At 72.7% G+C, this 12,083-nt stretch carries 12 protein-coding genes; 6 read left to right on the top strand and 6 right to left on the bottom strand.

Annotated features, from left to right (window positions below):
* Positions 1–2: 2 nt before the first annotated feature.
* Genes ACFVNO_RS23940 through ACFVNO_RS23920 form a run of 5 tightly spaced genes read left to right on the top strand, consistent with a single transcriptional unit; the run spans position 3 to position 4,345 of the window.
* A complete protein-coding gene (locus ACFVNO_RS23940; RefSeq protein WP_378895846.1) occupies positions 3–176 on the top strand; it encodes a hypothetical protein in 174 nt (57 codons plus the stop codon).
* Positions 177–185: 9 nt separating this feature from the next.
* On the top strand, positions 186–548 hold the full coding sequence (locus ACFVNO_RS23935; protein WP_378895844.1) for a TadE/TadG family type IV pilus assembly protein: 363 nt from the start codon (positions 186–188) through the stop codon (positions 546–548).
* Complete coding sequence (locus ACFVNO_RS23930; RefSeq protein ID WP_355264875.1) at positions 545–955, top strand: TadE/TadG family type IV pilus assembly protein; 411 nt, start codon at positions 545–547, stop codon at positions 953–955. The genes ACFVNO_RS23935 and ACFVNO_RS23930 overlap by 4 nt, the downstream gene beginning before the upstream one ends.
* A complete protein-coding gene (locus ACFVNO_RS23925) occupies positions 952–1,362 on the top strand; it encodes a TadE/TadG family type IV pilus assembly protein (protein WP_378895841.1) in 411 nt (136 codons plus the stop codon). The genes ACFVNO_RS23930 and ACFVNO_RS23925 overlap by 4 nt, the downstream gene beginning before the upstream one ends.
* 19 nt (positions 1,363–1,381) lie before the next feature.
* Positions 1,382–4,345 carry an OmpA family protein gene (locus tag ACFVNO_RS23920; protein WP_378895839.1) on the top strand — a complete coding sequence of 988 codons (2,964 nt, stop codon included), beginning with the start codon at positions 1,382–1,384 and terminating at the stop codon, positions 4,343–4,345.
* A gap of 79 nt (positions 4,346–4,424) precedes the next feature.
* Here ACFVNO_RS23920 and ACFVNO_RS23915 read toward each other — a convergent pair whose 3' ends face one another.
* The 6 genes from ACFVNO_RS23915 to ACFVNO_RS23890 all read right to left on the bottom strand — a co-directional run bounded on the left by ACFVNO_RS23915 (position 4,425) and on the right by ACFVNO_RS23890 (position 11,677).
* The gene (locus ACFVNO_RS23915) at positions 4,425–4,787 is read right to left on the bottom strand and encodes a hypothetical protein (RefSeq protein ID WP_355264866.1); all 363 of its coding nucleotides are present in this window, start codon (positions 4,785–4,787) and stop codon (positions 4,425–4,427) included.
* Between the two features lie 1,922 nt (positions 4,788–6,709).
* Positions 6,710–7,297 (bottom strand): DUF4276 family protein, encoded by a 588-nt coding sequence (locus tag ACFVNO_RS23910; protein WP_378895837.1) that lies wholly within the window; start codon positions 7,295–7,297, stop codon positions 6,710–6,712.
* On the bottom strand, positions 7,297–8,478 hold the full coding sequence (locus tag ACFVNO_RS23905) for an AAA family ATPase (protein WP_378895835.1): 1,182 nt from the start codon (positions 8,476–8,478) through the stop codon (positions 7,297–7,299). The genes ACFVNO_RS23910 and ACFVNO_RS23905 overlap by 1 nt, the downstream gene beginning before the upstream one ends.
* Before the next feature lie 318 nt (positions 8,479–8,796).
* Positions 8,797–9,921: an NADAR family protein gene (locus ACFVNO_RS23900; protein WP_378895833.1), complete on the bottom strand. Its 1,125-nt coding sequence runs from the start codon at positions 9,919–9,921 to the stop codon at positions 8,797–8,799.
* Positions 9,922–10,115: 194 nt separating this feature from the next.
* Positions 10,116–10,643, bottom strand: a complete 528-nt coding sequence (locus ACFVNO_RS23895) for a toxin-antitoxin system YwqK family antitoxin (RefSeq protein WP_378895831.1) — start codon at positions 10,641–10,643, stop codon at positions 10,116–10,118.
* A gap of 215 nt (positions 10,644–10,858) precedes the next feature.
* On the bottom strand, positions 10,859–11,677 hold the full coding sequence (locus ACFVNO_RS23890; protein WP_378895829.1) for an MBL fold metallo-hydrolase: 819 nt from the start codon (positions 11,675–11,677) through the stop codon (positions 10,859–10,861).
* A 206-nt stretch (positions 11,678–11,883) separates the two neighbouring features.
* Between ACFVNO_RS23890 and ACFVNO_RS23885 the strand changes: the two genes are divergently transcribed.
* On the top strand, positions 11,884–12,081 hold the full coding sequence (locus tag ACFVNO_RS23885; RefSeq protein WP_355264849.1) for a Scr1 family TA system antitoxin-like transcriptional regulator: 198 nt from the start codon (positions 11,884–11,886) through the stop codon (positions 12,079–12,081).
* The last annotated feature ends 2 nt before the right edge of the window (positions 12,082–12,083 follow it).

Here is a 12,083-nt window from a genome sequence, read left to right as displayed (position 1 = left end):
ACATGAAGAACCTGTACGCCCGCATCATCGCCGAGCTGACCCTGCCCAAGGGCGACGGCGGCTACTCGACCGAGACGGTGATCATCACCGCAGTACTCGTCGGCATCGCCATCACCGCGGGCGGCGTGATCTACGGAGTCGCCACCGAGCAGATCGCCTTGATCGGCGGCGAGTAGGAGAACCCCTTGCGACAGCAGAAAGACGACCGGGGCAGTACCGAGCTGGCGGTCGCGGCCCCCGCGCTCCTCCTCCTGGTCATGCTGGTCGTCCAGACCGCCCTGTGGATGCACGGCGAGCACGTCGCCGCCGACCTCGCACGCCGCACGGCCGAGCAGTCGCGCACCGTGGAGGGCACGGCCGCCCCGGCGGCCGCGCCCTCCGGCTCCGTCCTGTCCGACATCGACATCGCCGTCGAACGCGGGGCCGAGGAGGTCACCGTCACCGTGACCGGCTCCGTCCCCAGCCTCGTCCCCGGGGTCACCTGGAACGTGCGGCACGTGTCCGTGGCCCCCGTCGAGCGCTTCGTCCCCGGAGGTGAGACACCGTGAGGCACCGCGACCGCGGCTCGGCCTCGGTGGAGCTGGCCCTGCTGGCACCCGCCCTGCTGACCTTCGCCATGCTCATGGTCTTCGCCGGCCGCGTCGTGGACGCGCGGGCCACGGTCGGGGAGGTCGCCCACTCCGCCGCCCGCGCGGCCTCGCTGGAGCGCACCCCCACGGCCGCCTCCTCCACGGCGACCGCCATCGCCGCCGCCGGGCTCCAGGAGCAGGGCATGGCCTGCACCGACCACACCACCACCGTCGACCACGGCGGCCTGGCCGCCGGGGGAGCGGTCTCCGTCACCGTCCACTGCACGGTGGACTTCTCCGACCTGTACGGGGTCGCCTTTCCCGGCGGCCAGACCATCGAGGGCGGCGCCACCGTCGCCGTGGACACCTTCCGGGGGCAGCCGTGACCGCCGCCGCGCGGGACGACCGCGGACAGGTCAGCGCCTTCGTCGCGGTGATGGCGGTCGCCTTCATCGCGTGCCTGGGCCTGGTCTACGAGGGCGGGGAACTCCTCCAGGCCCGGCGCCAGACCGCCACGCTCGCCCAGGAGGCCGCCCGGGTCGGCGCCCAGCAGCTCGACTGGAACGCCTACCGCGAGGGCGCCGACGAGGTCCCGCTGGACCCGGCCGCCGCGTCCGCCGCCGCCCAGGCCTTCCTCTCCTCCGCCGGGGCCACCGGGACCGTCAGCGTCTCCGGCGACACCGTCACCGTCACCTGCACGATGTCCTACTCCTTCACCCTCGTCCCGGCCGGATCGACCACCGTCGAGACGACCGCCACGGCACGTCCCTACACACAGACGACGACCCCCTGAGCACCTTTGTGAGGCGGACATGCATCCACTGAACAGGCTCGGCGCGGCCGTGTTCGCGCTCGCCTTCCTCGTCGGCGTCCCCTACGTCCTGCTGTGGCACGCCGCCTGGCCCGACACGCTCCCCTCCTGGGACGTCGCCCTCGCCCACCTGCGCGGCTGGCGGCTGCCCCCGGGCGTGCCCGCCGCCGTGCTGATCACCGCGCTGTGGGCGCTGTGGGGGATGTTCGCCCTGGCGCTCGCCGCCGAGGCCGTGGCCCGCCTGCGGGGCGTGCCCCTGCGCCTGCGCCCGTTCGGACCGCTCCAGGCGATCGCCGCCACCGCCGTCGCGGCCACCGCGGTCAGCCCCGCCGCCGCCTTCGCCGACACCGTCGCCCAGGACGAGGAGTCGCCGGACCGGGAGGAGGGCGCCCCCGCGGCCCCGCAGGAGACCGCGGAGCAGGGGCCGGTTGAGCGCACCCGCACCATCAGCGGGTTCGCGGTCGGATCGGCCGAGCTCACCGAGCGGATGCGGGAGGACCTCGCCCCCACCGTCGAGATGCTGGGGGACCACTGGGACGAGAACGTCCCCGTCGCGATCACCGGGCACGCCGACCCCAGCGGCAACGCCGACCGCAACCGGGAGCTGTCCCGGGAGCGGGCCCAGGCGGTGGCCGACTACCTGGAGGAGGAGCTCGGGGAGGACGCCCCGGACACCGAGGTCACGGGCAGGGGGGCCGAGCAGCCGGTGGAGGGGCCCGCCGAGAGCCAGCGCCGCGTCGAGATCGCCTACACCCTCGCCCCCGCGCCCGCTCCCGCCTCCACTCCGGCCCCGCAGGAGGAGGCCGGCACGGACACGGCCCCGGAGGAGACCGGCGACGGTGTCGCCGCAGCGGAGGAGGAGGCCGACCGGTCCCTCATCACCGTCGAGAACGCCGCCGCCGTCGAGGAGGACGGACCCCGCGTCGTCGTCCTGGAGATCCCCGACGGCGCGGTCGCCGGGTTCGTGGGGTTCGCCGGCCTCGCCGGGGGCTACCTCCTGGGCAAGCGCGGCTCCTTCGTCCCCAGGATGGCGCTCAGCCTGCCCCGGCGCCTCACCGGCCGCCCGCGCCGCCTGGCGCTGCCGCCGGTCCCGCCGCGCCCCGAGCCCGGCGACGAGATCGACGAGCGGGTCACCGTCGAACTCGACCACGTCCCCGGCCTGGGCCTCACCGGCAAGGGGGCGGACGGGGCGGCCCGGCGCCTGATCGCCAACGCCCTCGACCCGACCGAACCTCTCGCGGTGCGGATCCTCATCACCGAGGACGAGGCCGTCCGGCTGCTCGGCGAGACCGGCCGCGACCTGCTGCGCGACCGTCCGTGCGAGCCGGTCACCCTGGTCCCCGGAACGGAGGACGCGCTGGCGGTGCTCGCCACCGAACTCCACGCCATGGCCGAGGAGGACCGGGCCCCGCTCGCCCTGATCATCTCCGCGCCCGAGGCCCAGCACGAGCACGCCCTGTCCGGCCTCCTGCTGCACGGGCAGCACCGAGGCGTCACCGCCGTCATCCTCGGGAGCTGGCCGCTGGGCGGCAACTGCACGATCGACGCGGACGGGCTCATCTCGCAGACCAGCCAGCCGCTGGCCACCCTGTTCCACTGCTCCTGGCCGGGCTCGACGGCCGAGGAGGTCCACGCGGCCGTGCACGCCCACCACGCGGCGGACCACTCGGGGTCGGAACGGCCGGTACGGCCGTCCTTCCGGAACCGGGGGGCCGCCGAGCCGCGCCCGGTGCTGGTCGCGGAGGACTGGGACGATGACGACGCCTTCGTGCGGGTGGGCGACGACGCCGCCTGGGAACGGCTCACCCGCGCCTGGGAGGAGGAGGCCGCGGCCGGCTCCGCGGCCGACGACGACGGGGAGAGCATCGCCGCCGCCCCGGAGCCCGAAACCGCTCTGGACCCCGAACCCGTCCCGGACGACGGGGCCACCGTGGACGCCGCCTTCCGGGCGCTCCGCGAGGGGGAGTACGCCGAGACCGGCACGGACACGCCCGCGCGCCGGCCGACGACGGACACGACCACCGCGGCGGACACGACCACCGCGGCGGACACGACCACCGCGGCGGACGCGACCACCACGGCTGACGCCGAGGACGACTCCTGGTGGGACGAGACCCCAGCCCAGGAAGAGCCCGCCCGCGAACCGGCCCCGCACGACTCCGCCACCCCGCCCGCCGAGGCCCCCGGCACACCGGAGCCCGACGACGCCCCTGCCCCTACCGGGAACACGACCGACGAAGCCCCGACCGTCCCGCCCGCCGAGGCCGACACCCCCGCCGGGCAGGAGGACGCCGACGCGTCCCCGACCGGCCGACGGAGCTCACGCGACACCCCCGCTGAGCAGGAGGACGCCTTCGCCGCCCTCAACGGGGCGACCCCGGCACCGGAGAGCCCCGCAGCCGCCCCCGCGCCCGCTCCGGCCGAAACCCCGGAGCCCGTGCGGGACACTCCCGCCGTCACACCCCCCGACACGGACGGCGCCGAGACCGGGGGAGAGGCACCCCAGGCCGCCGCCCCGGCCCCGCCCGCACCTCCGTCCCCACCCGTCGCTCCCGCGGCTCCCATGGTGCCCGCCGCTCCCGCGGCCCCTGCGGCTCCCGCCCCGAAGGAGGAGCAGAGGACCCGGGTCCGCCACGAGCGCGCCCCAGGCCGCAAGGCCGGCCGGGTCCGCGTGGTCCGGGTGGACCGTCCGGAGGTCCCGGAACAGCAGGCCGCCGAGCCCGTGTCCGTACCGGTCCCGGCAGGCTCCGCGGCATCTTCCCCCGGAACCCGACCGGAACGGGCCCCGGCGGCGGCCGCAGTCCGTCCGCGCCGCAAGGCGGCCGTCCGCGACCGGGCGGAGCCGCGCGACCCGGAGCCCGCCCCGGTGGCCGAGGAGGAGGCTTCCCCGGCCTACCGCCCCCAGCCCGCCAAGCCCCGCAAGGCGGGCCGGGGACGCACCTGGAAGCCGCGCGACGACGGCTGACCCGCACCTGCCCCACGACGCCGCGGAGCGTCCCCCTCCAGGGGGCCGCTCCGCGGCGTCACAGGCCTCACCCGGACCGTCAGCCGTTGCGGCCGCCACCACCCCCGCCGTAGCCCGACCCGGAGCCCAGGTCGCTGCTGACGTCGAAGGCGTAGTCCTCGCTGACCTCGTAGTTGCGGGCCATCTGGAGCGTCCGGTCGGCCGCCTGGTCGAAGGCCGTGGGCAGCGCCTCGCCGTACTCGTCCAGCGTCTCGATCATGGGGGTGAGGTTCTTCGTCAGGGAGTCCGAGATGTCATCGCCCGACCCCCAGACCGCCCCGAGGGACTGCCGGGCCGTCCGCAGCCGGGCGAAGGCCTCGCGCACGAGCCGACCGGGTTCGCGCAGGTCCTCGCCGGCCCGCGCCATATCTTCCGGCAGCACTGTCAGGTGGTCGTCGGACATCGGCGTTCCTTCCCGTGCGGGGGCGCGGCCCCGCCTGACCGGAACCGCATGCGTCCCCCGGCCACGTTCTAGCCCCGCCGGGTGATCGGCACCCATGCTTCCGGCAACGCGCGGGTGTACACGGGGAGTCGCCTCCCGGGGAGCCGTCCCCCAGCCCCTCAACCCAACCCGGAAGACACCAAACCCGCAGTCCAGGGGGTTTCCCACCCGACCGGAGTGGCCAGCCACAGCCGGAGGGCGTCGCAGTACCTCTGCCGCAGGGGGTGACGGCGGCAGGGGGCCTCCGGCCCCGACCCCGGGGGGTGTGGGTAGAGCGGGACTGGGTCCGGGCCCCTGGGGGTGAAACAGCAAGAGCAGGTTTCCAAGTGGCCTGCCATCTGGGAAGGGCGGCGTTCGGGAGTCTGGGGAAGGAACCGTTGGTCTCCTCGGGTCACCCCGTGGGAACGTACAGACCCGGGCTGGGCGTCGACCCGTCCCCACGCAGTCGGCGCACGGCAGAGCACCGGGCGGTTGCGTTGGGCTCACGTCCTGAGTGGTGGGGGTGCGCTTTCAGGGGACGGGTCGGGGTCCAGCGCACATCCCCGGCCACAGGTCCACGTAACGACGCGCCGACTGCAAACCCGCGGTTGCACAGACCTCGCTTGAAAGCCCGACCACAACCGGGGTGACCCCCGCCGTCAGCGCCCTCCCGCACCGAAGGGGGTGAGGGGGAGGAAAAACCACGGCCTGCACGCCAGGGGGTGGAGGCCGCGCCCACCCCGGGGCCTTGGCCCCGGCTCGGAAGGAAAAACCGCCACCCGCGCTCCAAGGGGGTGCAGGCGGCAGGCACCCGCGCCCCCCGGCCCCAGCCCGGAGGGAGAACCGCGACCTGCGCCCCAGACCGGAGGAAGGACCGCGCCCCCCGCTCCCGAGGGTGGACCGGCACATGCACGCGGCCCCAGACCCAGCGGGGTGAAGCGGCACGGTCCCGCACACCTTCCCCCCGAGTAGTGAAGGCCGGCGGGCACTCCTCTCCCTGCCCCCTCTCGGGCCAGGGCCGCGTGGACGCTCTACCTTCGCTCCCGGAAGCGGAGGTCCCGGTCCTCCCTCCGGTCTGTGTCCGGGGCCGTGGGTATGCGCGGGTTTCACCCTCTGGGGTCGGGGAGGGCGATCGGGGCCGGGGTCACTACCGCAGGCGGCTGAGGTGACAAGCGAGGTCTGAGCAACAGCCTGTTTCCAGTCGGAGCGTTCTTTCCCTGGACCTGTGGCTGAGCGTGCCGCCTGGCACCGACCCGTCCCCTGAGAAAACCCCCACCACCCCGGGCGCGCAGGAAACGCGACCGCCCGGCAATCTGCCGGACCCCGTACGCGGGGACGGATCGACGCCCGGCCCGGGTCTGTACCTTCCCAAACGGTGACCGGTGGAGCACAACACTTCTGAGCCAGCGCCCGCACACCGCCGTTTCCAGATGGTGACCGTCCTGGAAAAACCTCACAGTCCGCCTCACCCCCTGCGGCCGGGGTCGCGTTCCGCTCTACCGACACCCCCTGCGGCCGGGGCCGGAGGCCTCCTGCGGCCTCCACCCCCTGTGGCCGGGGCCGAGCGTCGCCCTCCGGCTGTGGCTGGGGCCCCGGGGACAGGGAGCAACCCCCTGGAGTCGGGGCGGGAAGGCCACCGCGGCCTCCACCCCCTGTGGCCGGGGCCGAGCGTCGCCCTCCGGCTGTGGCTGAGGCTCCGGGACCGGCAGCAACCCCTTGTGGTCGGGGCGAGAGGGTCACCGCGGCCGTCACCCCCTGTGGCCCGGGCCCAGCAATGCCCTCCGGCCGTGGTGCGGTGGACCTTCTGCACTCGGGTGCGGAACTCCTCGTGTCGCGCGATATCGGTCGGACTGCTCGCGCCGACGCGCAGTTCGCCGAGACCGACCGACGCGTCTTCGCCCGATTCACCCGAGGAGGGAGCCGACCGCACTGACCATGCGGCGGAAGGAACGGCTCCGTTCCATGGCCAGGTCCATGTCCATGAGGGCGGAGAATTTCGCCTGGTGAAGGGTCTCCTTGTAGGACTCGTTCATGATGGTCCGCAGCACTCCCTTCGCGTCCCGCTTCCCTTCGGGATCCGGTGGTGCCGTCGCGTCATCGAGGACGCAAGGATGTGAGCGGAGTGACTCGGCCGCAGCCAGGAACCACGCTTCGTACTCATGCCGGGCGATCACCACCTCCACGGGAACCGGCACCGTCCCCGGCGCCGGAGCCATGGAGACTGCGAGCTCGACAGGGCACGTGGTGTCGGCGTCGTCACCGTCGCGCAGCACGAGAACACCACCTGCCGCCCCCGGTACACGCGCCGCCTGCACACGGAGTGCCTTGGCCAGTTCCTCGGGTTTGCGCATCTTCGCGGAATCAAGGCGGAAAGGAGGCGTCACTTCCGCGTAGGTTCCGTGGACTTCCAGGCAGGTACGGGTGATGAGAGCGCGGACGGCGGGCATTTCGCCGTGCCCCTCCACGATGGGCGCCACGGTCGGATGCGGCATCAGTCCTCCCTCCGCGCGGTGGAAGGCTCTTCGAGTACGGGAAGCAGCTGGTCGGTGCGGAGCAGTTCGCCGGGTGTGTAGAGGTGTTCGCGGAGCGCCATGGTGCCGGCGGCGTCCAGCGGCCCGATCCGCACCTGCGCGCCCATCGAACGAACCGCGCACAGCTCCTCGGGCAGGAGGTCGTCCCGGTCCAGCAGGTCCGGGCTGTGGCTGGTGATGATGACCTGGCGCCGTTCGGCGGCGTCGCGCAGTGCGTCCAGCAGTACCCCGGACGCGGCGGGATGCAGGGCGTTCTCCGGTTCCTCGATACCGATGGTGCTGCGGGTGCGACCGGTGTCGGAGAAGAGGGCGACCAGGACTCCGAGAGCGCGCAGGGTGCCGTCGGACATGGACTGTGCGGGGAAGCGCTGGGGGCCGTCGGAGGCATGGACGTCCTGGAGGAATTCCAGGGTCTCCCAGGTGCCGAGATCCTTGCGGGATACGCCCAGTAGACCGGGCACGATACCGGCCAGGTACTCCGTCATCCTCTCCCGGGCACCGGGGGCCATGCGGTGCAGGACGCTGGCGAGGTTGGAACCGTCGGGCAGCAGGAAGGCTCCGGAATCCGGGGTCCGCGGCTCGCGCATGGTCCCCGGGACGATGTTGAAGACGCTGATACCGGACAGGCCTTCGAACACCGCCCGGAAGTCGTCGATCCCTGCCGCGGAGACCAGGTACAGCCGCTGGTCGTCGACCGGCGGCATGACCGGCTCGGACTGCTCGGCCAGCTCTCCGTTGCGGACGTCGAACCAGGCCCGGTTCGTGTCGTGGTCGGCATCGCGCACGTTGCAGTACTCGTGTGCGATGCGGAACCCTCCTCCGCCCGTCGCCGCGATCTCGACCCCGTAGTCGCCGGTGAGGTCTCCTGCGGTGAAACCCAGCTCGATACGGACGTTCATGGGACGCCGACGACCGGGGAATCGCCTGCTGACCTCGGCGGTCCCGCCCCGGGTGCGCAGGGCCTGATCCAGGGAGGTGCGCAGCCCTTCGGCGACCAGGGACAGCGCGTCGAGGAAGTTGCTCTTGCCCGACCCGTTGGGGCCGACCAGGATGAGCAGCCCGCCGGGTTCCACATCCACTCTGGCGAGGTTCTTGTAATTCCACAGGCTCACACGGGTGAGCGAGAAGCGGTTGTCCTGCATGCGCTCAGTCTTCCAGTGTCGCGGGTTCGATGCGTCCGGATCGCCATGGGAGACGGCCGGCATGGGGGTCGGACACGGGTTGCGTGTGAGCCGGGCTCCGGGGAGGATCCTGTGCCGACGCGACCCGCCCCGGCACAGGTGGAAGCCTCTTCATCCGTGGAGGATGAAGAGGTGGTGGGCGAGGGCGCCGGCCAGGGTGTAGGCGGTCAGGCGCCAGGGGGTACGGCCGCGCTTTCGGGGCCTGCGATGGCTGTGCGGACGGTTCGGGCGACGTCCTGTGGCAGGTCTCGTGGTGGGCGCCGCGGACCGCGGCCGCTATCAGACCCCCGCACGGGCGGCGCACAGTTCGGCGCGGACCACTTCCAGCAGCCGTCCCGCCCAGTTGCGGCCTTCGGCTCCGGTTCGCCCCCAGTACCGGGGCGAGCCGAAATCGTCATACAGGATCGTCCGGTCACCGGTGGACAGCAGGACCTCGGCCAGGTCGGGGTGCTGCTCGAACTTGGCGCGCAGCAACCGGAGCATCACGGCGGTACGCGCCACGGCCCAGTCCGGTCGACGGGGTGCCTCCCGAGCCAGGAGTCCGACCTGTCCGAGGTTCTCGGCCGTGCGGATCGCCTCCTGCGCGGCGGGATCGGTGACGGACGCCGCCCGGTAGGCGTGCAGCACGGTGGGGTACACGGCCCCGTCGACGTTCACCGCTGCCGGGAAGTCGTTGCGCAGCGCCAGGATCGGCGGCTCGGGCCGGGTGCCGTCGTTCCTGAAGTAGCGTTGTTCCAGGACGACGCTCTCGGCCCGGGGTTCCCAACGGCCGTCGAGCCCTGTGTCGGCGCGGGTGCTCTCCCGCTGCGCGGTCCATCGGGCGAAGTACTCCAGGGCCTGCCCGTGTTGCCGCTCAGTGACGGTCATGCCCTCGAACATGCCGGTCAGGGTGCCGCCGGGGCCGAAGGCCAGGACCTGGACCGGCCAGTCCTTGGAGTCCATGTCCCCCAGCAGGTAGACCCGTTGCGTCCAGGGGATCTCCAGGTAGGCGGCGCGCAGTGCGGCCCGGCGGGCCTCATCGGGGTCGGCGAGGTAGGCGTCCAACGCGGCCAGGCAGCGGTCGGAGGAGGTGGGACGTCCGTTGAGCTCCTCGACGGTGTCCCGGACCTCGGCCAGCAGGCAGTCGGCGTCGGTGTAGGAGACCGGGTCGGCGAACCGCCACTCACCGAGTCCGTGCACCGACGCCTCGGCCCCCGCCTCGAACTCGGTGGCCACCCATCCCGAGGCGAGCTTGTCGGCGAACCCCGCCAGGTCCACGAGGCCCCAGCAGTCCACCAACCCGTCGGCGTAGATCTTCAGCGAGGTCAGAAAATAGGTGCCGCCGTTGCGGATGAACGCCGGGCGGCTCTCGCCGGGGATCCGTTCACCGTCGGACTCGCGGAAGACGGGGTGCATGATCGCCATGCCCGGCAGCTTAGCGATCCGTCCCGAACGCCCGCGGTCGTGCTCCCGGCGGGGTGGTGGTCGCCCGCGTTCTGTGTGGGACGGCCGACCCCGCCCGACCCCTACCGGGGTTCACGTATCCGGGAGGCCGGAAGACCGACCTCGGCCCCACCGCCGGAACGGTTCCGCGGACCTGTTCCCGCGGGTTCCGCGGGTCACGCCGGCCGGAAGACCTTCTCCTCCACCAGCCGCCCGTCCCTGTCCCACCGGCGCACGGTGTCGAGTTCCCCGTCCTCGCCGAACGACTTCTCCGAGACCAGCCGACCGCTCGCGTCCCACTCCCGCCAGACCCCCACCGCACCGTGCCGCAGGTCGCTGCGGCCCTCGGTCCGGAGCGTGCCGTTGCGGTGCCATTCCCGGTACGGCCCGTCCTCCACACCGTCCCGGTAGGTCGTCAGCGACTGCACCGTCCCGTCGGGCCAGTGGTCGACGACCTCACCCGTGAAGGGCGCCCCCTCGAAGAGAACGGTGCCGTCCGCGTTCCCGTCGACGTCGTCGTAGTCGATGCGCATCATCGTTCCGTCGGCTCCGTGGACGAGGGGTTCCAGGTCGGCCGACCGCCCGTTCGGGTCGCCCGGAACGTGGTGGTTCCACCCGGCGGCGCTGTGCGCCCCCAAGAGTATCGTCGTGCAGTTCATGCAGCGCCGGGAGACGAGCATCCCGGATTTGAACAGCGGGAACACGTTGAATATCAGGAAGTCCCGGAGGGCCTCCTCCGTGGCGTCCGCCCCCGGGCCCAGAGCAGCTCATTCACGGCCTTCGCCAAGCCCGATATCGAGCGGATGAGCGGGGAGCCCGCCGGGCTGCGAGCGGTCCCGGACGAGTCCACCGCCCACGCACAGGCGATTCCGCCCGCCGGGGCGCTCACGCACCCGGCGACGCCGTTCCACCCTGCGGTTCATGTCGCTCTCCTCTGGTCGAGCTGCTGGAGTTGCCCCGCGTGGATGTCAGCCACCCACTCCCAGCCGGGCTCGGGCGAGTCGATCCGCGGGTCGTGGGGGACACCGCCGTCACGCAGGGCGTGTACGTACGCCCGGTCCTGTTCGATCCGTGCGTGTACCTGATCGGCCCCGCAGACGGACCCGTGTCCGGGGATGAGGACATCGACGTCGTCCGCCACGTCCTCGAGCCGCCGCAGCCCGATGAGGTAGTCCTCGACCGGGTCACCGGCGCCGTTGAAGTCGTCGAGCATCGGAACGAAGACGTCGGACAGCATGTCGCCGGCCACCAGCACCCCGCGCTCCTCGATCAGCAGCGCCGCATGGCCCGGGGAATGCGCCGGATGCTCGATGATCCGGACTTCGGGGCCGTCCCAGGGGATCCGCGCGGTTCCGGCGGGCAGACCGGTGATGAGGCCGTACAGGTCCAGCGGTGTCTCCTCGGCGATCTCCGGCGGCAGCCCCTCGGCGGCGCGGGCCTTCCAGTCCGCTTCCGACCGCACGGCCCGCATGGCGGCCGCGCAGCGGGCCGTGCCGTAACGGGGAACGTCGCCGAGGTCGGCGTGCCAGAGCACGTGATCCCAATCAGGGTGCGTGGAGAAGCCCGCCACGACGGGTCGGCCCGTCTCGGACAGGTCGTTCGCAAGGCAGGTCAGTTCGTCGCCGGTGAGCCCGGGGTCGATGAGGAGCACACCCGCCCGGCCTTGCACGACAACGGTGTTGTTCCGGAGCAACTCGCTTCGGTGGATCAGTACACCCTCCGCGACCTGTGTCAGCATGGCGGCCCTGCCCTTCTTCGTGGGTTGATCGAGTCATGCGTGACAGCTCGGTGAGGTCGGTGATCGCCGTCGGCGTGCGCCTGCCGGAGTTCGGCCTGACCGCTCGGGGTCGAGTTCGGGCTGTTCGTCGCAGATTATCGACGGCCGGAGACAAGAATCCGGCGGCGCGTCGGCCGGAGGGTGCGAGATGCACGCTCGGCGGCTGCGTGCCGAGGTCGTTCGCTCCTTCCAGCCCTCCCCGGTGCCCGGTCTCCGTCATCGTCGAGACCTTCACGCGGGAACTGGTGATCACCGAGCCCGAAGAGGTCGGCCGGTACCGTGACATCCACGCGGTCCTCACCGAGCACGCCCTGGACGAGGCCGCCAGTCGTGATCACCTCAGGGAGCTCGCTGCCTCCCTGTGATC

The sequence above is a fragment of the Nocardiopsis sp. NPDC057823 genome, from assembly GCF_042797335.1.
GTDB classification, from domain to species: Bacteria; Actinomycetota; Actinomycetes; order Streptosporangiales; family Streptosporangiaceae; genus Nocardiopsis; species Nocardiopsis changdeensis.
Note: the sequence above shows the minus strand (reverse complement) of the source record. Positions and strands in the feature narration are given on the sequence as shown.

Coding starts and splice junctions, on each gene's coding strand:
- ACFVNO_RS23940 (WP_378895846.1), top strand. CDS start 3: ATGAAGAACCTGTACGCCCGCATCATCGCCGAGCTGACCCTGCCCAAG.
- ACFVNO_RS23890 (WP_378895829.1), bottom strand. CDS start 11,677: ATGCTGACACAGGTCGCGGAGGGTGTACTGATCCACCGAAGCGAGTTG.
- ACFVNO_RS23905 (WP_378895835.1), bottom strand. CDS start 8,478: ATGCAGGACAACCGCTTCTCGCTCACCCGTGTGAGCCTGTGGAATTAC.
- ACFVNO_RS23920 (WP_378895839.1), top strand. CDS start 1,382: ATGCATCCACTGAACAGGCTCGGCGCGGCCGTGTTCGCGCTCGCCTTC.
- ACFVNO_RS23915 (WP_355264866.1), bottom strand. CDS start 4,787: ATGTCCGACGACCACCTGACAGTGCTGCCGGAAGATATGGCGCGGGCC.
- ACFVNO_RS23910 (WP_378895837.1), bottom strand. CDS start 7,297: ATGCCGCATCCGACCGTGGCGCCCATCGTGGAGGGGCACGGCGAAATG.
- ACFVNO_RS23900 (WP_378895833.1), bottom strand. CDS start 9,921: ATGGCGATCATGCACCCCGTCTTCCGCGAGTCCGACGGTGAACGGATC.